The organism is Hymenobacter glacieicola (genome assembly GCF_014640315.1).
GTDB lineage: Bacteria > Bacteroidota > Bacteroidia > Cytophagales > Hymenobacteraceae > Hymenobacter > Hymenobacter glacieicola.
The window spans coordinates 1-22418 of record NZ_BMGS01000003.1 but is presented as its reverse complement, the minus strand read 5'-3'; the positions used below and the strand labels follow the sequence as shown (position 1 = coordinate 22418).

General features: G+C 56.5%; 18 protein-coding genes. 12 read left to right on the top strand and 6 right to left on the bottom strand.

Annotated features, from left to right (window positions below):
• Nucleotides 1-8: 8 nt before the first annotated feature.
• Nucleotides 9-2096, bottom strand: a complete 2088-nt coding sequence (locus IEW18_RS05960; RefSeq protein WP_188556920.1) for a WG repeat-containing protein — start codon at nucleotides 2094-2096, stop codon at nucleotides 9-11.
• Nucleotides 2097-2246: 150 nt separating this feature from the next.
• Between IEW18_RS05960 and IEW18_RS05955 the strand changes: the two genes are divergently transcribed.
• Both IEW18_RS05955 and IEW18_RS05950 read left to right on the top strand, forming a co-directional pair.
• Nucleotides 2247-2648, top strand: a complete 402-nt coding sequence (locus IEW18_RS05955) for a hypothetical protein (RefSeq protein WP_188556919.1) — start codon at nucleotides 2247-2249, stop codon at nucleotides 2646-2648.
• A gap of 202 nt (nucleotides 2649-2850) precedes the next feature.
• Entirely contained in the window at nucleotides 2851-3879 is a 1029-nt protein-coding gene (locus tag IEW18_RS05950; protein WP_229728620.1) for a hypothetical protein, read from the top strand.
• A gap of 10 nt (nucleotides 3880-3889) precedes the next feature.
• Here IEW18_RS05950 and IEW18_RS05945 read toward each other — a convergent pair whose 3' ends face one another.
• The gene (locus tag IEW18_RS05945; protein ID WP_188556918.1) at nucleotides 3890-4291 is read right to left on the bottom strand and encodes an RlpA-like double-psi beta-barrel domain-containing protein; all 402 of its coding nucleotides are present in this window, start codon (nucleotides 4289-4291) and stop codon (nucleotides 3890-3892) included.
• A gap of 571 nt (nucleotides 4292-4862) precedes the next feature.
• Between IEW18_RS05945 and IEW18_RS05940 the strand changes: the two genes are divergently transcribed.
• From IEW18_RS05940 to odhB, 3 genes are all read left to right on the top strand, one after another.
• The gene (locus IEW18_RS05940) at nucleotides 4863-6053 is read left to right on the top strand and encodes an L-dopachrome tautomerase-related protein (protein WP_188556917.1); all 1191 of its coding nucleotides are present in this window, start codon (nucleotides 4863-4865) and stop codon (nucleotides 6051-6053) included.
• 206 nt (nucleotides 6054-6259) lie between these two features.
• Nucleotides 6260-9106, top strand: a complete 2847-nt coding sequence (locus tag IEW18_RS05935; protein WP_188556916.1) for a 2-oxoglutarate dehydrogenase E1 component — start codon at nucleotides 6260-6262, stop codon at nucleotides 9104-9106.
• A 142-nt stretch (nucleotides 9107-9248) separates the two neighbouring features.
• Nucleotides 9249-10943, top strand: coding sequence for a 2-oxoglutarate dehydrogenase complex dihydrolipoyllysine-residue succinyltransferase (gene odhB, locus IEW18_RS05930; RefSeq protein ID WP_188556915.1), 1695 nt, complete (start codon nucleotides 9249-9251; stop codon nucleotides 10941-10943).
• Between the two features lie 191 nt (nucleotides 10944-11134).
• Here the strand turns inward: odhB and IEW18_RS05925 are convergent, their stop codons facing one another.
• The 3 genes from IEW18_RS05925 to yedA form a co-directional block, all read right to left on the bottom strand.
• On the bottom strand, nucleotides 11135-11500 hold the full coding sequence (locus IEW18_RS05925; RefSeq protein WP_188556914.1) for a group III truncated hemoglobin: 366 nt from the start codon (nucleotides 11498-11500) through the stop codon (nucleotides 11135-11137).
• 152 nt (nucleotides 11501-11652) lie between these two features.
• Nucleotides 11653-12042 (bottom strand): group III truncated hemoglobin, encoded by a 390-nt coding sequence (locus IEW18_RS05920; protein WP_188556913.1) that lies wholly within the window; start codon nucleotides 12040-12042, stop codon nucleotides 11653-11655.
• Between the two features lie 76 nt (nucleotides 12043-12118).
• Nucleotides 12119-13036 (bottom strand): drug/metabolite exporter YedA, encoded by a 918-nt coding sequence (yedA, locus tag IEW18_RS05915; RefSeq protein ID WP_188556912.1) that lies wholly within the window; start codon nucleotides 13034-13036, stop codon nucleotides 12119-12121.
• Nucleotides 13037-13240: 204 nt separating this feature from the next.
• Between yedA and IEW18_RS05910 the strand changes: the two genes are divergently transcribed.
• From IEW18_RS05910 to lpdA, 7 genes are all read left to right on the top strand, one after another.
• Nucleotides 13241-14905, top strand: a complete 1665-nt coding sequence (locus tag IEW18_RS05910; RefSeq protein WP_188556911.1) for a M1 family metallopeptidase — start codon at nucleotides 13241-13243, stop codon at nucleotides 14903-14905.
• A gap of 406 nt (nucleotides 14906-15311) precedes the next feature.
• Complete coding sequence (locus IEW18_RS05905) at nucleotides 15312-16019, top strand: Crp/Fnr family transcriptional regulator (RefSeq protein ID WP_188556910.1); 708 nt, start codon at nucleotides 15312-15314, stop codon at nucleotides 16017-16019.
• A 557-nt stretch (nucleotides 16020-16576) separates the two neighbouring features.
• The gene (locus tag IEW18_RS05900) at nucleotides 16577-16960 is read left to right on the top strand and encodes a hypothetical protein (protein WP_188556909.1); all 384 of its coding nucleotides are present in this window, start codon (nucleotides 16577-16579) and stop codon (nucleotides 16958-16960) included.
• A gap of 180 nt (nucleotides 16961-17140) precedes the next feature.
• Nucleotides 17141-17584, top strand: a complete 444-nt coding sequence (locus IEW18_RS05895; RefSeq protein ID WP_188556908.1) for a hypothetical protein — start codon at nucleotides 17141-17143, stop codon at nucleotides 17582-17584.
• Between the two features lie 83 nt (nucleotides 17585-17667).
• Nucleotides 17668-18360 (top strand): carboxypeptidase-like regulatory domain-containing protein, encoded by a 693-nt coding sequence (locus IEW18_RS05890; RefSeq protein WP_188556907.1) that lies wholly within the window; start codon nucleotides 17668-17670, stop codon nucleotides 18358-18360.
• Between the two features lie 37 nt (nucleotides 18361-18397).
• On the top strand, nucleotides 18398-18835 hold the full coding sequence (locus tag IEW18_RS05885) for a hypothetical protein (protein ID WP_229728619.1): 438 nt from the start codon (nucleotides 18398-18400) through the stop codon (nucleotides 18833-18835).
• Between the two features lie 259 nt (nucleotides 18836-19094).
• Nucleotides 19095-20501: a dihydrolipoyl dehydrogenase gene (gene lpdA / locus IEW18_RS05880; protein WP_188556906.1), complete on the top strand. Its 1407-nt coding sequence runs from the start codon at nucleotides 19095-19097 to the stop codon at nucleotides 20499-20501.
• Nucleotides 20502-20561: 60 nt separating this feature from the next.
• On the opposite strand, the gene IEW18_RS05875 is transcribed toward lpdA, so the two are convergent.
• The gene (locus IEW18_RS05875) at nucleotides 20562-22304 is read right to left on the bottom strand and encodes a DUF2326 domain-containing protein (protein WP_188556905.1); all 1743 of its coding nucleotides are present in this window, start codon (nucleotides 22302-22304) and stop codon (nucleotides 20562-20564) included.
• Between the last annotated feature and the right edge of the window lie 114 nt (nucleotides 22305-22418).

Sequence of the window (22418 nt, the reverse complement as noted above, 5' to 3'; positions counted from 1 at the left end):
CCGGCGGGCTACTCCTTGACTTCGTCGCCGTCCCGGTCGATGAAAAAGGTGCGACCCTGCTGACTGACCCGGGCGCGGCCTTGAGCATCGAAGTCGGTGGCACTATTGTAGCGGCCGAACGGAGCCGTTCCCACGGTAGTGTCGGCCAAGAATTCGGGCCGGATAAAGGTGAACTTGTTTTGCGTCTTGACCCGGGCTAGTTCCTGGTCAAAGGAGTAAGCTTCCTGAAAAATAACGGGCGCCGTGGCCGGCTCATCGGGTCCAGTCAGGTAGTGCCAGCCCCGGTAGTCGAGCACGGCGGCGTAGCCCCCAGCAAAGTCGCGGGCGGCGTAGTAATAAGCCCCAAACTCCTGGCCTTTAGCGTCCAGAAAAGTATAGAGCTGACCTACCCGGGCGCGGGCGTACCCATCGGAATACGGATACAGGGCGTCGTAAGCAGGCTTCACCGCTTCGGTACCATCGTCGCGCACAAACCCGAATACACCGTTCTGCTCCACCACCGCCAAGTGGTCTTTGAACTCGCCAATTGTGGTGTAGCGAGCCGGCAGGAGCGTGTCGCCATCGGAAGCTAACAGCCCAAAGCGCCCTTGCTGCTCAAAAGGAACCGGCGCTTTGGAACCACCACAGCGAGTAATACCCACGGCCAGCAGCAGGGCTACCCCGCCGCCAACGGCATACAAGGTGCGCCGGGGCTGCTGGCGCACCTTGTGTGCCCACGGTCCGAAGCGGCTAGCTAAGTGGCGCACGGCCGGCCGCCAGCGGTCCAGCCCGGCCAACAACCGCTGCCGCGCCTCGGCTGGCCGGCCAAACTGCTCCCGCCGCGGGGGCGCCGTGGTAGCCGGCTGGGGTGCCGCCGGAGCGGCTGCCACTGGTGGCGTGGGCGCAGGAGGTGCCAGCGGAAGTACCGGTGCCGCAGGTGCTGGCGCAACAGGTGTAGGGTCCGGGTTGGGGACCGACTGGGGTGTAACGGGTGGTTCGGGGAAGGTAGCCGAACTACCCGGGGGCACGACGGTAGGGGCCGCAGAAAGGCGCTGAATCAGGTTTTCTAACTGCTGAATCTTGCTGCCCAGCTCCTGATTCCTACTTTCTAGCTCCGTACGATACGCTTGGATGGAGGATTCCAGCGCATCCTTTTCACGCTTTTCGGCGGCCAGCTGGGCTTGCAGGTCGGGGGCCTCGGCGGCTATGGGGGCGGCGGCCAGTTGCTGCTGTAGTTGCTGAATACGCTGCTCCCGCTCGGTTTCGCGGGTTTCCATGGCGCGCAGCTGCTGAGTCAGGTCGGTCTGTAAGCTGGTGCGGAGCTGCTCCAACTCCTGCTTTTCCTGGCTGCGCGCTTCCAAGTCAACCTCATAGCCCGTGGAGCGGCGGTCCAGCTCATCCACATCTTCAGCACCCAGCCACCGCCACAGTTGGCCGGCTTTCTGCCGCAGCAAGTCGCCGGTCCGGGCCGGTTCAGTCGCTACTGGCTGATCAGGCTCGGGCGCTGCCGCAACCGACGGAGAACCTGCGCTAAGGCCGAGGCTGTGGCTAAGCTGCTCAAGGTCGGCAGGCGTCAGGTCGATTTCTGGGGTGGCCAGCTGGGCCAGGCGGCGTGTGAAGCGGGCCGGGTCGGCGAGCAAATGAAAGGCAGAGGCAGCGGGCACGGCCGCCATGCGCGCCTCTACCTCGGGCCCAAACCGCACCGGCGCCCCAAACAGCACCAAGCCAGTGGTAAACTGAAGATTCGCTGCTTCGGGTGGTAAATGCGGGGCCAGCCACGTGACCAGCATAGTGCGCTGCTGCTCAAATAAGGCAAACGGGTTAGCTGCTTCGCCGGGCAGCTCCAAGGGCATACCATCCAGTAGCCAAGTGCTGGCGCGCAAATCCGGAATGTGCAGCAGCCCTCCGGCAGGCACCAGCTGCAGAACAGTGAGGCTGCGCGGTCGAATAACTACTGCATCTATCGGTAGGTCGGGCTGGGTAGGGTCAGGGGTGATGTTCGCTAGAACTAGCGTGTAGGGAGCCCCCGCCTCCGCGCGCAAGGCGGCCACTACGGCTTCAAACTGTTGCTGCCGGGAGGGAGAAGAAAATGGAGCCGATTGGTAGATGTGCAGCATAGGTGGGCGGCGCGGGCCGCAACTTTCCGGCCAGAATGGGCCGCGCGGCATTGTACGGTCATTTAGCGGTTGGGGTATGCCAACTTTTCCGAGCCGGGGCAAGTATAGGTTGTAGCCTTCTTACTCATCCGTTTGATTTTTTTACCGCTTATGGATTCCACCGCCTCCACCCCCCAAACCCCGGCTACCCCTACCGTACCCCTCGACGTTACGGATCAGCAGAACTCTGCCCTGCTTGATGATACCCTGAGCCTGCTGAGCGCCGGGGCGCCCGATAAAGCGGGTGAAAAAGGCCTGACCGAAATCGACCGGTGGGCTGAAGTGTTGCGCGCTTCGGAGCGTCCTGGGCTGGCTAAAATTATTCAGGAGCTGACTACCCTGCGCGAGCAACTAAGTACCCCGGAAACCGAAGCGCACGATATTGCCGAAACCATGGCCACGCTCGGGGCCGAAACGTCGAAAGTAGCCGACGAAACCTCGGATGACTACAGTGCACCCCTGGCCCAGCTAGGAAAGCTGCTCATCAAGCTAGGTTCCAGCCTTTCGCGCTAAGGGTTAGCGACTTAAGCAACAGAGCACAGCCCCTGACTACTCAGTAGTCAGGGGCTGTGCTCTGTTAGGCCTTTCGCAGCAAACAATTCGCCAGCGGCCAAGTACTTAGGCTTCACTTACCGCAACGGTAAGAAGTTGTCTGTCGGTGCTTGTGCGGTCAGACGCCTGCTTGCCGTACTTTTGCGGTTTCATTCCAGCTGTTATGTCTGAATTTCCGCCCCTCGCCAAGTTAACCTTGTATGATCCTTTCGAAGGGATGCGCTTCGGCATGCGTCACTGCTTTCTGTGCGGTGCCCCTACCATGCCTCCTCAGGATACCATACCCGTGTTTGCCGAGTGGCTAATGCACCGCTATAACCTACACGAGCGGCAAATTAAGTTGCTGGATATGAGCATTGTGCAGTATCAGCAACTCCGTATTGCTTGCTGTGCCCACTGCCGCACCCAGCACGTAGCGCCCCTGGAGGCCCAGGTAGAAGCGGCCGCCGCCGAAGGAATAACCGGCTTCCGCAGCCTCGACGAGCAAACGCTGTTTCTCTGGCTGGGCAAAATGTTCTACGGCATTCTGGTAACCGAACTGCTGAACGAGCTGGACCCGTTGGCCCGCCCCCAGTACCCGCTGGCCGAAAATGCCCTGCTGCTGCGCCGCTTTCAGGCGTTTTTCCAGCCCCTGCAGGCCTTGCGGGTGCCCATGGAGTATGATGACTTCACGCCCGGGTCCATCTTTATTCTGGAAACTGACCCGCGCGAGGACACCATTCCCTTTGAGTACGACGACGACCTGAGCACCATAGCCTTCAGTATTAAGCTGGACAATACCGTGCTAGTGGCTTGTCTAGTAGATAACGGCATTATTCAGCAAGCCATGCGCCGCGTGTACCAAGATGCGTACCGGCCGCTACACCCCGTGCAGATAGCCGAATTTAAGGCACGGGTATATTACGCAGCGTACTTGCTGAACATCATCCCTGACTACTACCCCCGCGCCGTAAAGCCCGGCGACACGGAAGTAACCCTGGATACGCTAATTGACGACATCAACACCGCTATATTCAACCCCTGGGAGAATAGCGGGTACGCGCAGTCGCTGCTGGAAATGTGGAAAAAATGGCAGATTCCGTTGAAGGAAATCATGCGTAATCCGGCCGAGCCGCTCACCTTCCTGTATGATGCGGACGGGCAGCCCCAGTTGCTGGAGCATTTTCCTAAAATGGCCGGGGGCACTAGCTGACGCGCCGAACCTAGCTGGCTTGCCAGGGGGTAGGCTCCGCGTACTTCGTGATTTTGATGTTGGTCCAGCGGCCTTCAAAACCGCTTTTCTTCTTGCATTCACGCTCACTAACCAGTACATCCACGCAGTGGCGGTGGCGTCGGTTCATAGTATCGTGAATTACATAAACGCCATCTAGGTCGTCGGAAATGCCACGTACGCGCACCTTGTCGCCGTAGTGGAAAGGGCCGCCCCACTTGCTAAGCAGGTCGCGGGAAACGGCTAGCCAGCGGGTTTTGCTGGAGTGCCGGGTAGGGATGATGGAGCCATCGGCGGTTTCCATCGGGTTATCATCGGTCTGACCCACTTCGGGCCAGTAGGTGGTTGCCGTTACGCGGTACGACAGGGTTTGGGGGGCCTTTTTTAAGGGCACAACCGGTATGGCTACGGATACCGGGCGGGGGCTTAGGCTAGCAACCGTGGAAGGAAGAGCCAGAGCGGAGACAGAAAGAGTACGGGGAGGGAAGAGGAAGGTCAGTAAGAATAACGCAATGGACATGATGGTTGGGTTCGTGAACTCTCACTTGGGTCCGGAGAGGATGGACAGCCGGCCCGACTCGGCTAGTGGGAAGCGCGCCATCTGCATTAGCAGAATAAAAACGCCTTTTAGGTATGGTAAGCGGCTTTAAAGGCCGAAAACATGCGTGAGAAAGGAATGTTAAGGAGTTAAATATAGATAATTATTATAATTAGTTGTACTTACAAAATGTTGTCGTTTTTAAGGCCTCAAAGGTAAGAACTTTTTTTTAAGTGGCCTTTCTACGCAATGCTAAAAAAATTAGTAGAAAACGGCTTTCAAAACGCGAATAGTCCCGCCCCTTACGGGAGTTGTCAGGGCAAGGTTATAGGCGAGGTAGGAACCTGCTTGAGGTCAGGCCGTATGGACATGATTAGAAATTATTAGCCTTTTGCCCTGCCTCATTTCCAACCAACCCTTGCCAACTATGCTTCACCCTACTTTGTCAAAGCCAACTGCTACTGCCCTGGCGGGCGCGCTTGCTGGCCTTCTAACGGCTTGTTCTTCGCCTTCCACTACCCCCAGTGATGCGGCCGGTACTACTACCGCTACGGATTCTGCCAGTACCACTGCTCCCGTCGCGCCGGCCAATTCGCCCTTGCAGGTGGTGGCCCGGTTCCGGGAGCCGCAGATTGTGGGCGTGGCCGTTACGCCCGATGGCCGCGTGTTCGGCGACTTTCCGCGCTGGGACAACAACCCGGTGAACCCCGTGGCCGAAATCATGCCCGATGGGTCTGTGAAAGGCTACCCCGATGCCAACTGGAACCTGTGGAATGAGAGCGTGCGCAATGAGCCGCAGAAGCACTGGATCTGCCCACAGAGCGTGTACACGGATAAAACCGGCATGTTGTGGGTGCTTGATCCCGCTTCCCCCGGCATCAAAGGCACCGTGCCCGGCGGCCCCAAACTGGTCAAGATAGATCCTAAAACGGATAAGGTGGTGCAGAATATCAGCATCCCCGAAAGCGTGGCCTCGCGCAAATCTTACCTTAACGACGTGCGTGTTGATACCCAAAATCAGTACGCTTACATCACCGAGTCGGGGGTAGGGAGTTTGGTGGTGGTTGACTTGAAATCAGGCAAGTCGCGGAAGTTGCTGGCCCAGCACCCTACCATGATGGCCGACACTACCCTCAACATCAAGGCCGACGGGCACGAGCTGATTGACCCCAGCGGCAACAAGGCCCGCTTCAACGCTGATGGCATTGCGTTGAGCCAGGACCTGCAGTACCTCTACTGGAAGCCCCTGACCAGTTATAAGCTCTACCGCATCAAAACCGAAGCTTTGCGCAATCCGGCTTTGTCGGATGCGCAACTAGCCCAGCAAATTGAGGACTTGGGCAAGGTGCCGGCCTGCGACGGTATGGAGTTGGATGCACAGAACAACCTATACATGACCACGTTCGAGGATCATTCCATTAAGCGCCGCACGCCCGCAGGCAAGATCGAACTGGTGGTCCAGGATCCGCGCCTGGAGTGGCCCGACAGCTTTTCGCTCACGGCTGACGGCACCTTGTACGTTACCAATTCGGCCATCCACAAAACGCCTACTTGGAACAAAGGTGTTGGCAAGCAGGACCAGCCCTACCACATCTTTAAGATGAGCTTACCGAAATAAGAAGTAAGTGGATGAGTAGAAAAGCCGTCCCTGATTATAGGGACGGCTTTTGTATTTATTTGATAGATTGGGCATTCTAACTACCCACTCAGTGTTGAAGATGCGCATACGCTTGATTAACAAGTTTATTTGCATATGCGCATATTGGTTTTAGCTTTCTACTCAAGCTATTTACCTTTACTCCTGACACTACCAGTTCCCACCGCATGGATGCTTACTCTTACATCGCCAACGCACATGGCGAATACATTGATCAGCTCTACCAATCGTACAAGGCCGATCCGCAATCGGTTGACGTAAGCTGGCAGAAATTCTTTGAAGGTTTCGATTTCGCCCAGCAGTACTCCGAAGATGGGGGTACGCAAGCAGACGGTGAAGGTGTGCTAAGCACTACTGCCAGCACCAACCAAGCTGGGGCTATCCGCGCCGTAGATACCGTCTCGGCCGACAAGGAAACTCAGGTTCGCAACCTGATCCACGCCTACCGCAGCCGGGGCCACCTAGTAGCCCGCACCAACCCGGTGCGGGAGCGAAAAGACCGGAAAGCCCGCCTGAGCTTGTCGGATTTTGGCTTGAGCGAGGCTGATTTGGATACGACGTTCAAAAACGGCGAAGTACTAGGCCTCGGATCGAACGCCAAGCTCCGCGACATTGTGGCCGCTTTGGATAAAGTGTACACCCGCACCATCGGGTTCGAGTACATGTATATCCGCGACCCACAGGTGCTCGACTGGTTCCGCGAGAAGGTAGAAAAGGACTCGCTGAGCTTCAACCCCGGCGTAGAATACAAGAAGCGCATCCTGAGCAAGCTCAACGAGGCCGTTGTATTCGAGAACTTCCTGCATACTAAATTCTTGGGGCAGAAACGCTTCTCCCTGGAAGGCGGCGAAACCACCATTCCGGCCCTCGATGCCATCATTCGGAAGGGCGCCGAGCTGGGGGTAGAAGAAGTGATGATTGGCATGGCCCACCGCGGCCGCCTGAACGTGCTGGCCAACATCATGGGCAAAACCTATGAGCAGATCTTCTCGGAATTCGAGGGCACGGCCGTACCGGACCTGACCATGGGCGACGGCGACGTGAAGTACCACATGGGCTACAGCAGCCAGGTAGAGGCCGGTGGCCGCACCGTGAACCTGAAGCTAGCGCCCAACCCCAGCCACTTGGAGGCGGTAAACCCGGTAGTGGAAGGCTTCGTGCGGGCCAAGCTCGACCACGGCTACCAGAACGACTACAATAAGGTGTTGCCCATCCTGATTCACGGCGACGCCGCCGTGGCCGGGCAGGGCATTGGCTACGAGGTGACCCAGATGTCGCAGCTGGAAGGCTACAAAACCGGCGGCACCGTGCACTTCGTCATCAATAACCAGGTAGGCTTCACCACCGACTTCGAGGACGCCCGCTCGTCTATCTACAGCACCGACTTGGCCAAGATTATCGACGCGCCGGTAATGCACGTGAACGGCGACGACCCCGAAGCCGTGGTATTTGCCGTGCAGCTGGCCACCGAGTACCGCCAGCAGTTCCACGCCGATATCTTTATCGATATGGTGTGCTACCGCCGCCACGGCCACAACGAGTCGGACGAGCCCAAGTTCACGCAGCCCACGCTCTACAACCTCATCAGCAAGCACCAGAACCCCCGCGAGGTGTACAATGCCATGCTGGTAGAGCGCGGCGACGTGGACAAGGAGCTGGCCAACCAGATGGACAAAGAGTTCCGCGACACCCTGCAGGCCCGCTTGGACTTGGTGAAGCAGAAGCCGTTGCCCTACAACTACCAGGCCCTCGAAAACGAGTGGCGCAGCCTGCGCCGCAGCAAGCCCGAGGACTTTGACCAGTCGCCGGTAACCGGCATCAGCGAGGAGCTGGTGCAGAAAGTAGGCAAGGCCCTGACAACCCTGCCCGAAGGCTTCCGCCCGCTGAAGCAGATTGAAAAGCTGATGGAGGAGCGTCGGAAGATGTTCTTTGAGTCGCGGAACCTGAACTGGGCGGCGGGTGAACTGCTGGCTTACGGTTCGTTGCTGGCCGAAAAGCACATTGTGCGCCTGAGCGGCCAGGATGTGCAGCGCGGCACGTTCTCGCACCGCCACGCCGTTCTGCACGATGCCGAAACCTCGGCACCTTACAACTCCCTGAACTATATTGAGCAAGGCCAGGAGCAGCTGCGCATCTACAACTCCCTGTTGAGCGAGTACGGGGTGCTGGGCTTTGAATTCGGCTACGCCATGGCCAACCCCACGGCCCTGGTTATCTGGGAAGCGCAGTTCGGCGACTTCGCCAACGGTGCCCAGACCATGATTGACCAGTTCATTGTGTCGTCGGAAAGCAAGTGGCAGCGCATGAACGGCTTGGTGATGCTCTTGCCCCACGGCTACGAAGGCCAAGGCCCGGAGCACTCCAACGCCCGCCCCGAGCGGTTCCTGCAGCTGGCCGCCGAGCACAACATCGTGGTAGCCAACATGACCACGCCGGCCAACTTCTTCCACGCCCTGCGCCGGCAGCTGACCTGGGAGTTCCGCAAGCCGTTGGTGGTGATGTCGCCCAAGTCGATGTTGCGCCACCCGCTGTGCGTGTCGCCGGTGGAGGAGTTCACCTCCGGTACCTTCCGCGAAGTGCTCGGCGACGTGTACGCCGAGGACAAAAAGGTGAAGCGCGTGCTGCTGTGCACGGGTAAAGTGTACTTTGACCTGCTGGAAGAGCAGCAGAAGTCGGAGCGCCGCGACGTGGCCATTGTGCGCCTGGAGCAGCTGCACCCCTTCCCGCAGAAACAGCTGGCCACCGAGCTGGCGAAGTATCCGAAGGCCAAAGTGTACTGGGTACAGGAGGAGCCCGAAAACATGGGCTACTGGAACTACCTGCTGCGCTTCATGCGCCGTGAGCTGGAAGACGTGATTTCGCGCAAACCTTCCGCTTCGCCCGCTACCGGCTACAACAAGGTGCATATCAAGGAGCAAAAGGACCTCGTGGCCCGCGCCTTCGACAAGCCTAAAGAAGCCGTGGCCGATGCCACCATCAAGGAAACTGCTGCCAACGCCCAAAAAGCTGACTAAGCTGGTTGCTCGCCGGTTGGCCAGGCAACTGCCTCGCTGACCGGCGGGTTGTGCCAAGCTCTTTCCGATAGTCGTTCAGGAGTGCAAGCTGCCTAGCTTGGCTTGCCCTACTACCCACCGAAACCCTTCAACTCTCCCACTTATGGGTCTGGAAATTAAAATCCCCGCCGTCGGCGAGTCCATCACCGAGGTTACCATTGCTAAATGGCTGAAAGCCGACGGCGACGCCGTGAAGCGCGACGAAGTAATTGCTGAGCTGGAATCAGACAAAGCCACGTTTGAGCTGCCCGCTGAAACTGACGGTATCCTGAAAATTCGCGTGGCCGAGGGCGAAACCATCGGCATCGGTACCACCATTGCCGATATCGACGGCGCCGCTGGCGCTTCGGCGGCTCCGGCCCCCGCTGCCGCTCCGGCAGCCAGTGCGCCAGCTGCCGCGGCCAGTGCTGATCCAGTATCCCAGGGCGAGCAAAACCCCGAGGCCAGCAACCAAAGCGGCTACGGCGGCTCCCAGGCTGGCTCGGCTGATACGCCTACCGCAGCGGCCCCGGCCCCGGCTGCTACACCCGCCAGCAATGGCGGCGGAAGCGCGGCTACCGTAGAAATGAAGATTCCGGCTGTTGGCGAGTCCATTACAGAAGTAACCGTGGCCAAGTGGCTGAAGGAAGATGGAGCCCAAGTGCAGCGCGACGAAATCATTGCCGAGCTGGAGTCTGATAAGGCTACGTTTGAACTGCCCGCTGAGGGTAGCGGCACCTTGCGTCACGCCGCTAAGGAAGGCGAAACCATCGGCATCGGCGCTACCATTGCCCGCATTGAGGGCGGCAGCGGCGCTGCTCCGGTAGCTTCGGCTCCGGCCACTGCTCCGGCCGCCGCGCAGGCTGCTTCGGCCGCTACAGCCCCAGCAACCTCCAGCGCTACTAGCTATGCTACCGGCACCCCGTCGCCGGCGGCTGGTAAGATCCTGGGTGAAAAGGGCATCAGCCCTGCCGATGTGCAAGGCTCCGGCCGCGACGGGCGCATCACGAAAGAAGATGCTCAAAACGCCCAGGCTCGTCCGGCCGCTCCGGCTGCTACCCCTGCAGCTCCGGCCAAAGCTGCCGCGCCAGTAGCAGCAGCTCCGGCTACAAGCGGCAACCGCAACGTGCGCCGGGAGCGGATGAGCAACCTGCGCAAGACGGTAGCCCGCCGTCTGGTGTCAGTGAAGAACGAGACGGCCATGCTCACCACCTTCAACGAGGTGAACATGCAGCCCATCATGGACCTGCGCAACAAGTTCAAAGACAAGTTCAAGGAGAAGCACTCGGTCGGCCTCGGCTTCATGTCATTCTTCACCAAGGCCGTGTGCGTGGCCCTGAAAGAGTGGCCCGCCGTGAATGCCCAGATTGACGGTACCGACATCGTGTACAACGACTTCTGCGACATCAGCATTGCCGTATCGGCCCCGAAAGGGCTGGTGGTACCGGTGATTCGCAACGCCGAGGAACTGTCGTTTGATGGCATTGAGAAGGAAATCGTGCGCCTCGCTACCCTGGCCCGCGACAACAAGCTCACCATTGAGCAGATGACCGGCGGCACGTTCACCATCACCAACGGTGGCGTGTTCGGCTCCATGATGAGTACCCCGATTATCAACGCCCCACAGTCGGCCATCCTGGGTATGCACAACATCGTGCAGCGCCCCATTGCCGAAAACGGTCAAGTAGTAATTCGGCCCATGATGTACCTGGCCCTGAGCTACGACCACCGCATCATTGACGGCCGCGAGTCAGTGTCGTTCCTGGTGCGCGTGAAGGAACTGCTCGAAGACCCCACCCGTCTGCTGCTGGGCGTGTAAACCTAGTGTTGATGCGTGAACAGAAAGGGCTACCCGTTATGATGGGTAGCCCTTTCTGTGTTAATATCAAGAAGGGGTTATAGCAAAAAAGCCCTCTGGAATAAACCAGAGGGCTTTTCAGCGGGTGGGTGGATGGGTGGGTGAGAAAGGAGCGGGAATTGGGGGTGGGGAAAAGAGCGGGGTAGTATGAGTTAGGCAGCGCGGGAGTTGGAGGCCAGCGTTGCTACTTTGCTTTTAGCTTCTTCGGCTTTGGAGCCAGCAAACTTCTCGTCAACGGTGCGCTTCAGCAAGGACACCCAACGCTGAAACAAAGGCCCCTGGGCCGGCAGTGCTGAGTGCAGGGGAACCAGTTGTCCTTCCTGGTAGCGGGTGGTGCCTAGCAGTGCTGTGCTCCAGTAATCATACATGGAAGTAAGGTGGCGGGGCCAGTGCACGCGCGCAACGGCACTGCACAGAGGAGCCAAAAGCTCATCTTCATTGGCTTTGCTGAACGCGGTATCCACCAGCGTCTTGATGTCACCTTCGGTGCACAAATCGGGAAGAGTAGAAGTAGCCATACGAGCAGAGGTAGGACCAGTGGATACGCAGCGAATTTACGCAGGTTGCGCAAATTTCGCTAACGAGCGAAAAATATTTTTCTGATTCCTTGAAATTATATCCTTTCTAGCTGATTAGCAGCTACTAAAGCTGAACTCTGCATAAAAAAGTTTCAAAGCAGATTTAGCGGATTTCTGGCTTGCTGGATACGATACTCGAAAATGGAGGCAAGGTTACCCGCTTTATGCAGCGCCTCGTCGGCGGTAGGGCCTTCGAAGTGAGCCTCAACCGTTTCCACGAATAGAGTAAGCCAGCGCCGAAAGTGTTGGCTGTCGACGGGCAGGGCCAAGTGTTTGGGAAAGGGCCGGCCCCGGTAGCGCCCCGTGCCCAGCAGCAGGCTGCTCCAGAAGTCGTACATGGTAGCTAAATGGCGGGGCCACTGACCCTGCACTACTGCCTCGAAGATAGGCCCAATCAGCTCGTCGGATTGCACCCGGCTGTAGAAGGCGTCGACCAACAGGCGAATGTCCTCTTCGGATTGTATATCAGGTAGATGTTCCATGGCGGTAGCAGGCAGAAGGAATCGGAGCAGAGGAAATTCGGGTTGCTAGCTTTTACTTCTGGTAGAAGAAACGGCCTCAGGCGGCGTGCCTGCCCCCCAGCACCACCAGCCCCACGGCTAGCACAATCAGGGCCGCACCCCCGAGCATGCCGGCGTTCAGCTGCTCGCCGGCAAAGGCCCAGCCCAGCAGCACGGCCACCACGGGGTTCACAAAAGCATAGGTACCGGCCAGCGCCGGCTCCACGGCCCGCAACAGCCAGATGTAGGCCGTAAAGGCGACAATCGACCCAAACGTAACCAGATAGATATACGCCAGCCACGATTTGGAAGTCACCTGCGCCAGCTCAAAGCCCTGGGCCTCGCCCCGGATAAAGCCTACGACCAGCATCACCAACCCCCCGCATAGCATCTGCATACCTCCTGACAAGAAAGGGGACGGACTCGGCTGGTGACGCTTGGAGTACAACGAGCCAATGGCCCACACCAGCGCCGCGGTTAGCACTAGGGTTAGGCCAATGCCCTCGTGGCCGGGCAGCGCTACGTGGCTAACGCCGGGCGTGCGGGCCAGCAGATACACGCCGCCCAGGCCGCACACCAGCCCTAGAGTTACGGCCGGGGTAGGGCGCTGGGCTACCCCGCTCCACCACCCCAGCACGGCCAGGAACATGGGTACCGTGGCCACCAGCAACGCCGCCAGCCCCGAGGGAATGTACTGCTCGCCCAGCGTGACGCCCCCGTTGCCGAAAGCCAGCAGACAGATACCAATCAGCAGGGCCACGCCCCAGCCGCGCCAGCTAGGGGCCGGCTCCCCGCGCAGGCGCATGAAGCCGTAGAGTGTTGCGCCAGCCAGCGCGTAGCGGCTGCCCGCCATAAGCAGGGGCGGCATTGAGTCGATGGCAAAACGGATGCCCAGGTAGGTGGAGCCCCAGATAAGGTAGATGGCCGCGAAGGCCAACAGCAGGGCCGTGCGGGAAGGAGGTAGCTGAGTTGCCATGAAAGCCGAAAGGAAGTAGGCTGCAAACCTACGCCGGTTTTGGCAGGATGGCCGCGCGCTACCACCAGCTCCTCGAACTACTTTGCCGGGCAACGAGCGGCAGGGCAAAGCAGGTGAGGCGGCTTACCAGCTCGTTTGAGCCATTGGGTGCAGCGCTTGCGCCCGAATGCCGTTCTTTACCGCGTACTCCTACCTTGTTTGCCCGTGCGCTCTTCTCTTCTGCTTCTGTGGCTGAGCCTGTCGGTGGGCCTGAGCGGTCCGGCCGCCGCCCAGCTGCTCCAGGCCAAGCCCGCCTTCACCCGCGCCGATTCTTTGCGCGGGGCCCTTACGCCCCTGCGTACCTGCTACGACGTTACCTACTACCACCTGGATGTGCGGCTGGATGTCGGCCGGAAAGCCATCAGCGGCTCCAACCTGTTCGGTTTCACGGCCACCCAGGATTTTAGCCGGCTGCAGTTTGATCTGTTTGCGAACCTGAAGGTGGAAAAGGTGGAGTTCCAGGGCAAGTCGGTGCCATTTACCCGCGAGGCCAACGCCGTGTTCGTTACGTTTCCGGCGCCCATTCGCAGGGGGAGCCGCGCCGCCTTCACCGTGTTTTACTCCGGGCAGCCCACCGAAGCCAAGCACGCGCCCTGGGACGGCGGGCTGGTGTTTACCCAGGACAGCAAGGGCCAGCCCTGGGTTGCCTCGGCCTGCCAGGGGGTAGGGGCCAGCATCTGGTGGCCTACCAAAGACCACCAGTCCGACGAGCCCGATTCCATGCTTATCAGCGTGACGGTGCCCAAGGGCCTGAAGGACGTGTCGAACGGCCGCCTGCGCCGTACTACCACCCTGAAGGGCGGCGCTACCCGCTTCGACTGGTTTGTAAGCAACCCCATCAACAACTACGACGTGGCCCTGAACGTGGGCGACTACACGCACTTCGCCGATGAGTACGCCGGCGAAAAAGGCAGGCTGACCCTGGACTACTGGGTGCTGCCCGAAAACCTGACCAAGGCCAAAACCCAGTTTGCGGCCAACGTAAAACCCATGCTCAAATCCCTGGAGTCGTGGTTTGGGCCCTACCCGTTCTATGAGGATGGCTATAAGCTGGTGGAGGCCCCGCACCTGGGCATGGAGCACCAGAGTGCCGTGGCCTACGGCAACAAGTACCAGAACGGCTACCTGGGCAAGGACCGCTCCGCCACGGGCTGGGGCTTGAAGTGGGACTTCATCATCATCCACGAAAGCGGGCACGAGTGGTTTGGCAATAACATCACCAGCAAGGACATTGCCGACATGTGGATTCACGAAAGCTTTACTACCTACTCTGAAGCCTTGTTCGTGGAAAGCCAGTTCGGCAAGCCGGCCGCCCAGCAGTACATCCGCGGGCAGCGCCGTAATATCCAGAACGACGCGCCAATCATCGGTCCTTATGAAGTAAACCGGGAGGGCTCATCCGATATGTACGACAAGGGTAGCAACGTGCTGAACCTGATCCGGACGGCCTACGTGCCCGACGATGCCCGGTGGCGGGAACTGCTGCGAGGCCTTTCGCGCACCTTCTACCACCAAACCGTGACTACCCCACAGGTGGTGGGCTACCTCAGCCAGCAAACCGGCTACAACCTCACGCTCATTTTCGACCAGTACCTGCGCTATTCCAGCCTGCCTACTTTGGAAATTCGTTTCGAGGAGGGCAAGCCCCTGGGCCGCTGGATTGCCAACGTGCCGGAGTTCAACCTACCCATCCGGCTGCGCACCAAAGGCGGCGAGTACCGCACCCTGCCGCTTACTACCTCCTTCCAGCCCCTGAACCTGCCCGGCCTCACCCGCGAGAATCTGGAAGTTGACACGGAAAACTACTATATCGGGGTGCTGGTAGAATAACCCAGGCTTACGTCCAAAGCTATGGGTAACAGATAGGGGAGGTTAGGATAAATATAAGCGCGCCGTTGTAGCTACGACTAAACAGCCAAGGGGACAGGGGTAAACGTACTAGTAGTCTTATTTTAAGAAGCTCATTCTCTTAATGGAAAAGCATTGTGTCATTATAGGACAGTGCGTGAGCTAATTAAGTGCATTATAGGATTAAAAATAAGTTAATTTTGCTGGTGGTAATGGCACAAATGCGTGCTATCTGTAGTTTAGATAGCCAATTAAGAGAACGATAGCCGCAGCAATGGGCTAGCTTTTGAAGAGAAGGTGATTTGAATTTTGCCAAGGCAGTCGTACTACCAACGGCTTTCAGCACAGCCTGCAGCGCCAGGGCAAGTAGTCTATATCGTATTACCTTATGATAGTTCCCTCTGTTCCCGTCAATTGTCAGAACTGCCCGCACGTGCAACAGTCGTTGCTGGGGGCCTGCCAGCACGGCGAGTTGGCCTTTATTTCGGGTGGAAAGGTGCACCAGTCCTACCACAAAGGGCAAGTAATATTTCAGCAGGGTAGCCGGGCCAATGGGCTCTACTGCGTGCACCAGGGCAAGATTAAGGTGTCCAAACTCAGTGCTGATGGCAAGGAGCACATCATCCGGTTGGTGAAGGAAGGCGACGTTATCGGCTACCGCTCCCTGATGATGGGGGGCAGCTACTCCACGGCTGCCACCGCCCTCACCGACTGCGTGGTGTGCCTGGTGCCGCGCACTGATTTTTTCAGCCTCATTGAGCAGAATGCTCAGTTTGCTCATTCCCTGATGCGCCTGCTGGCCAAGGCCCTGGGCGAGGCTGAGGAGCGGATGCTGCACGGCTCCTACAAACCCGTGCGTGAGCGGCTGGCCGAAGCCCTGCTACTGCTCTACAACGTATTTCGGCCCGCCACCGATGAGCCCTTCAGTATCCCCATCTCCCGCGAAGACCTGGCCGCGCTAATGGGTACGGCCAAGGAAACCGCCAGCCGCCTGCTCTCCGAGTTCCGCGACGAAGGGCTGGTGGCCACCCAAGGCAGCCGCATCACTATCCTAAACGTAGATAAGCTGACCTATTTGGCTGCCCTTTACGATTAAGGCAGGGGTAGCATTAGTCAGGTCTTGGTCGAGTACCCGCTCATTCTAGCGGTGGGCCTCCCGCGTAGCTCGTACTACGGCTGGTATGCTATAAGGCAACCTGGTAAAACAGGTTAGCTGGCCTGGCCTGAAAAAAAATGCCCCTTGCTGAAACCAGCAGAACAGCCTTTCCGTACTCCCCCGGCCGGTACTAATTGGCGGGGGAGTTTTGTTTTAATGAGGAGTATTTTATAAGTTAGTATTTATAGTACTTTATTAATCCCATTATGGTTTCCCAGGCTGTAAGCAGCGGGAAAAATTTAATCAATATCATTTTTTGTGTTGACGAAAGTCATTTTTTAGGGGCGGGATTCTAGAGAGATTTGTAAACCAATTCATCCTGTTGTGGCCCTCGGTGCCAGCAAGTCAGGAGTCTTGCCACAAGTTTTACTTACGACTTCTTTTAAGCAATCAGCAACGGGCCAACGCGTGGGCCGGGGGCTGGGTAGCAGCAGAGGAACAGGCGGCTTGTGCGGATTGACTTTTCACCTCCTCTTATATTTTCTCCATTCAGTAGCATGGCTTACTCAGTTAATAACCCCGCCGGTAAAGTAGTAGAAGGCATCATCAACGACCTGCCCAGCCTGGTGGCCGTGGCTGTAGTTGATGTTACCTCCGGCATGAGCCTGGCGTCGCACTCCAACTCGCCTGCCCTCAACCCCGATACGGCGGCCGCTTACAACACCGAAGTAGTAAAGCAGAAGCAAAAGGCCATGACGGCCCTGAAGCTGCAGGGGGAAACCATCGAGGACATCCTCATTACCCTCTCCAACCAGATTCACCTGCTGAAGCTGACTGAGGCCGGCACCAAGTTCATTTACCTGGTAGTAAATTCCCGCGACACGAACCTGGCCATTGCCCGCGAGGTGCTGCGCAGCCACGTGGCTACCCTTAATAACTAAGCCTAAGGACGGGAGCTGTACACCTAAAGCCAGGCCGGACGGGTTGGGCCGGGCCCACTCGTTCGGTACTCGCCGGTTCCGTTCCGGTGGCGCTGCTTGGCGTGGCGGCGAAGGGCCAGAGTGGCCGGCCAGGGCCGATGCCCGAGGGGCGCTTGTGCACCGGCGCTTTTAAGTAGGCCTATGCAAATTCCTTTTTTTCAACGGTTGCAGGAGCTAACGGGGCCCGTTACCAACCGGATTGTTTCCTCAGCAACGGGTCCTGAAAAGGCTGCCTCTGAACGAATACTACAGCAGGTACTGACTGGCCTTCCTGAATTGCTGGGAGCGGCCGTGGTAGAAGTAGACTCCGGGCAGGCCCTGGCTACTTACACCACTTCCCGCGAGTTTAACCTCAGTAAGGCACTGGACTTCAACGCCGAGGTAGTACGCCAGCAGCGCCGGGCGCTGGCCGCCTTGCAGTTGGGGGCCGAGGAGCAGCTGGAAGAAATCCTGATTACGCTGCACTCACAGTTGCACTTGCTGCGTCTGCTGCCCGATGGCCGGCGGTTTCTGTACGTAGCCGTGGACTGCCGGGACACCAACCTGGGCATTGCCCGCGAGGTGATGCGGACCTGTGAGGAGTAGTTGCGGATCGGGCTGCCGTGTTGTGAGGAGAAGAGTACCACGTTTCCTTTTTCTAATTATTCACTTCAACTTCCTACCCGCCTATGAAATTGACAGCTTCTCCCTTCGATCCGCAAACCGGTGAGCTGCTGCCCGTGTACCGGGACGCCTACCTACGTGGCGACTTAAGCAAGGCTTCGGCGCAAGCCGTGGAAGCCTACCTGCATCGGGATGCCGATCAGGCCCACTCGACCCTTACCCGTTGGCAGGAGTTGCAGGCCGCCCAAGAGGCAGCCCTGGCCCCGAGCTGGGTAAACCGTCAGATTCAATACATCCGGGCCGAGCCCGTGCGCTTCCGCCGTCGCGCCACTACCCTCGTGGCCTCGGCCGTGCTGGTAGGCACCGTGGTATTTGCCGGCACTCGCACCCCCACCGAGAACCTGCCCACTGGCAGCCTGCCTACGGATGTAGCAGCTAAGGAAGCGCTGGAAGCCGGCGCCTCGGCCGAAATGGCCTCCGCAGCTGCTTCCATGCGCATGATTACCGTGCGCGGCCAGATTAAGGGCGAAAACGGTCAGCCCCTGGTAGGTGCTACCGTGATGCAGCCCGGCAGCCTGCGCGGGGTATCTACCAACGCCCAGGGCGAGTACGTGCTGACGGTACCCGCCGGCACCAGCTCTCTGAAGTATGGCTACGGTGGTTACCACGACGAAGAGGTGGCCGTGAAAGGCTCCCGCACCGCCGATGTAACCCTATTGCCCCGCGCCCAGCAGAAAAAGCGCTGGCTGTTTTTCTAGGCGCCTACCGCGCCTGAGTACCTAGTAACCAGAGGGAGTGAAGCCGAAATCGTACCGTAAGAAAGCCTCCCGCCGGCCCGACAGGCTTCCCAAGCCCGACCCGCTAGCGACTCTGGTCGTGCAAAACGTGCTGGCGCAGCTGCCGGAGCTGCTGGCCGTGGCCGTAGTAGAGGTAGCCACCGGCACTAGCCTGGCGGTGCACACCAACTCATCTGCCATCGACCCCGGCACGGCGGCCGCCTACAACGCGGAAGTGGTCAAGCACAAGCTCAAAGCCCTGACCGCGCTGGCGTTGCAGGGTGAGGCCATCGAGGACATCCTCATTACCCTTTCCAGCCAGCTGCACTTGCTGCAACTAACGGACAACGGCGGACGGTTTATCTACCTGGTCGTCGACTCCGGTAGCACCAGCCTGGCCATGGCCCGCGAGGTGCTGCGCAGCCAGGTGGGGCAGTTGGAGCCTGCTGTGGGGTAGAGATGCCGCCATCTGAGCTATGATTACGAGCAGCTCCCTTTCCAACCCGGAAAGGGAGCTGCTCGTTTTTCGGGGTGGCCTGTCCAGCAGAAAACGGTTCTGCTTTTCAGCCGAAAGGCAAAGATGGTTTCTGGCTCTGACCTGGTTTAAGCAACGTTGCCACCTGCATCATTGGAACGTAAAAACTTGCCATTGCACCATTTCCCAACTTCGCCGTCCGTACCTTCGCTCCGTTGATTTCCACCGAATTCACCTTAGCATGAACCAATACGACGTTACCGTCATCGGCTCCGGGCCCGGCGGTTATGTGGCGGCCATCCGCTGCGCCCAGCTCGGCCTCAAAACGGCCCTTATCGAGAAGTACGACACCCTGGGCGGCACCTGCCTCAACGTGGGCTGCATTCCCAGCAAGGCCCTGCTCGACTCCACGGAGCACTTCCACAATGCCGGCCACACCTTCAAGGAGCACGGCATTGAGCTGAGCGACTTGCAGATCAACATGAACCAACTCATCGACCGGAAGAACGGGGTGGTGAAGGCCAATACCGACGGCATCCAGTTTCTGATGAAGAAGAACAAGATCGACGTGCTGCACGGCGTCGGTTCGTTCGTGGATAAGAATCACATCAAAATCCAGCCCACCGCGGGCGGTGAGGAGCAGCAGATCGAGACGAAAAACGTCATCATTGCGACTGGCTCCAAGCCCACCGTGCTACCCTTCATTCAGCAGGACAAGCAGCGCATCATCACCAGCACCGAGGCCCTGAACATCCGGGAGGTGCCCAAGCACATGATTGTGATTGGCGGCGGCGTAATCGGGCTGGAAATGGCTTCAGTGTACGCTCGCCTCGGCGCGAAAGTATCGGTGATTGAGTTCATGGACTCCCTCATCCCGACCATGGACCGCGCCCTCGGCAAAGAGCTGAAGCGCATCCTGGGCAAAATCGGCATTGAGTTCTTCCTGAGCCACAAAGTAACCGGTGCTACCCGCGAGGGCGACGCCGTAACCGTAACCGCTACCAACCCCAAAGGCGAGGAAGTGAAGTTTGAAGGCGACTACTGCCTGGTAGCTGTGGGCCGCGTGCCCTACACCGCAGGCCTGAATCTGGAAGCGGCCGGCGTAGAAATGGAGGAGCGCGGCCGCATCAAGGTCGATGAACACCTGCAAACCTCGGTGCCCGGCATCTACGCCATCGGCGACGTGATTCGGGGAGCTATGCTGGCCCACAAGGCCGAGGAAGAAGGCGTGTTCGTGGCCGAAACCATTGCCGGCCAGAAGCCGCACGTAAACTACCTGCTCATCCCGGGGGTAGTGTACACCTGGCCCGAAGTGGCGGGAGTCGGCTATACCGAGGAGCAGCTGAAGGAGCAGGGCAAGGCCTACAAAACCGGCTCGTTCCCCTTCCGTGCCTCGGGCCGCGCCCGCGCCTCCATGGACCTCGATGGCTTCGTGAAAGTACTGGCCGACAAGGAAACCGACGAAATCCTGGGTGTGCACATGATTGGCCCGCGCATCGCCGACCTCATTGCCGAAGCCGTTACGGCCATGGAGTTCCGCGCCTCCGCCGAGGACGTAGCCCGCATGAGCCACGCCCACCCCACCTACGCCGAAGCCATGAAGGAAGCCTGCTTAGCTGCTACAGAGAACCGCGCGATTCACATGTAATTCCTGCTGAACATCATTAACGCGAAAGCGGCTGGAGCTTTATGAAGCTTCAGCCGCTTTTTATTTCTTGCTTGCCAATTCTGTGTATTTTGGAGTATGCTTTAAAAAACGGGAATCTTTTGTGAAAGAGGCTACTTTGTAATCTGAAATATCGAAATTTAACGTATTTGTTCTGATTATAGAATCTACTAAGTCACTATTTAATGTTAATATATATTGAAAGGTGTTAGGATTGTCAAAATCCTGTTTAAAAATAAAGTTTAAACTCTTCTCTAAAGTATCATCATCTTTATCAAATATGTTGTCATGTACTAAAAAGCCAGGGTGTCTTGATTTTGTGTATTCGTTAAACATTAGAGCTGTGTCATATATAAAGACTTTCATTCGCTCTGTTGTATGACTTCCATCATAATCTGTTCTTAGTATGAAATTTATAAATTCTTTATTATTTGTGGTTTTTATTTCAAAATGAGCTTCTTTGTTGCCCATTATTTTTTCGTGTATATCTAATATTGTGTTTTTAAAACTATTTATAATTAGCTCAGTTTCAAAAATATGTTGGTCAAGTTTTGAGATAAGCTTGATTTTTTCTGCTTGTAGCTTCTTTTTCTCCCTTTCGGAAGTGTCATATCTATCTATTAAAGATCTAAGTCTGCTTAATTCAGTGTTTTTGCTGTTAAAAATGTTTATTGCTGATTTAAGATCTTTAACCAGTGTTCCATTGTCTATTAAATTAAGTTTGTTAGATAGTATTTCGTCAATATCTTTGATTTCGTTAGTAATTATAGAAAGTTCAAGCTTTATGGTTTCTAACCTATTATGTATAATTGTATTTCTAAAATTGTCAATCTTATATTTGAATTCTCTAGTTTGTTCTACGGATTTGCTTACTATGTCTCCCAATCCGCTTTTAAATTGATTAAAGAGCATTCCTATCTCATTGTCATCAATATTTTCGTGTTGCGGAAAAGAAGTTATCTGTTTTATTTCGTGTCTAATTGCTTTTTGTTTGCTTCTTAAATCTGATAATTTGCTTTCAAATTTAATAACGTCACTTTGTATGACGTCAAATGATTCATAGCTTTTTAGCTGTTCTATAGAGGAATTGATCTTAGATACTTCGCTTTCAAGTTCATTTAAATGAGCTTTAGCATCACTTATTTTAACTGTACCATTATTGGTTAGTAGTTTCTTTGTTTCAGATACAAAGCTACTTTTTTTGTCGTAGTTAGAAATAGTTTTTGCAATTTCATTGTACAGCTCAATATCTAAATTTAAGAAAAATAGGTGGGGTTTATAATCTCTTGGTATTAATTTGCTTGTATCAAAGCATTTGATTATATCCTTAAACTCAGATCTTTCATCTCTTATAATTGGAGCTAATAAATTTCTAAAGCTAATTCGTGTTGTTGCTACTGGATAATCTTCAAAATACAGGCTTCCTAGATATTCAGAAGCCTCATCGGCCTTTTCGAAAACAATAGGTTCGCCATCTTTGAAGATGACTATCCTTTCATGGTTTCCAAGAGAGCGATTAATGGTTAATTGATATGATTTGAAATCAAGGTCAAGGCAAATTATAGTATCAAGATCTAAAGCCTCTTTAGGTATTAAAGATATTCTGCTCGTAGAATAATTTTTGAGCAAACAATAGTTAAGGAATTCTATGCAGATAGATTTTCCAACCCCGATTTTTTTGTCACTGCTTTCTGATCTTTCGCCCATAATTATATTTAACCCATACTCAAAGGTGATAGGGTCAAATATTTCTGGCTGGCTGTAAAGTTTTTTTAGCTTGATCATTTACAAGGTAGACGTGAGGTTCAAAAAAATCTGGTGGTGGTAAAATAGCAGGTGATTAGCCATCTGCTTCTATGCGTTGGTTATGCGCATCGATGACGAGTTGCAAGCGGATGC

What these genes read in the sequence shown, in the direction of transcription:
- IEW18_RS05960 (WP_188556920.1), bottom strand. Translation starts at nt 2,096, where the DNA reads ATGCTGCACATCTACCAATCGGCTCCATTTTCTTCTCCCTCCCGGCAG.
- IEW18_RS05955 (WP_188556919.1), top strand. Translation starts at nt 2,247, where the DNA reads ATGGATTCCACCGCCTCCACCCCCCAAACCCCGGCTACCCCTACCGTA.
- IEW18_RS05950 (WP_229728620.1), top strand. Translation starts at nt 2,851, where the DNA reads ATGTCTGAATTTCCGCCCCTCGCCAAGTTAACCTTGTATGATCCTTTC.
- IEW18_RS05940 (WP_188556917.1), top strand. Translation starts at nt 4,863, where the DNA reads ATGCTTCACCCTACTTTGTCAAAGCCAACTGCTACTGCCCTGGCGGGC.
- IEW18_RS05935 (WP_188556916.1), top strand. Translation starts at nt 6,260, where the DNA reads ATGGATGCTTACTCTTACATCGCCAACGCACATGGCGAATACATTGAT.
- odhB (WP_188556915.1), top strand. Translation starts at nt 9,249, where the DNA reads ATGGGTCTGGAAATTAAAATCCCCGCCGTCGGCGAGTCCATCACCGAG.
- IEW18_RS05925 (WP_188556914.1), bottom strand. Translation starts at nt 11,500, where the DNA reads ATGGCTACTTCTACTCTTCCCGATTTGTGCACCGAAGGTGACATCAAG.
- IEW18_RS05920 (WP_188556913.1), bottom strand. Translation starts at nt 12,042, where the DNA reads ATGGAACATCTACCTGATATACAATCCGAAGAGGACATTCGCCTGTTG.
- yedA (WP_188556912.1), bottom strand. Translation starts at nt 13,036, where the DNA reads ATGGCAACTCAGCTACCTCCTTCCCGCACGGCCCTGCTGTTGGCCTTC.
- IEW18_RS05905 (WP_188556910.1), top strand. Translation starts at nt 15,312, where the DNA reads ATGATAGTTCCCTCTGTTCCCGTCAATTGTCAGAACTGCCCGCACGTG.
- IEW18_RS05900 (WP_188556909.1), top strand. Translation starts at nt 16,577, where the DNA reads ATGGCTTACTCAGTTAATAACCCCGCCGGTAAAGTAGTAGAAGGCATC.
- IEW18_RS05895 (WP_188556908.1), top strand. Translation starts at nt 17,141, where the DNA reads ATGCAAATTCCTTTTTTTCAACGGTTGCAGGAGCTAACGGGGCCCGTT.
- IEW18_RS05890 (WP_188556907.1), top strand. Translation starts at nt 17,668, where the DNA reads ATGAAATTGACAGCTTCTCCCTTCGATCCGCAAACCGGTGAGCTGCTG.
- lpdA (WP_188556906.1), top strand. Translation starts at nt 19,095, where the DNA reads ATGAACCAATACGACGTTACCGTCATCGGCTCCGGGCCCGGCGGTTAT.
- IEW18_RS05875 (WP_188556905.1), bottom strand. Translation starts at nt 22,304, where the DNA reads ATGATCAAGCTAAAAAAACTTTACAGCCAGCCAGAAATATTTGACCCT.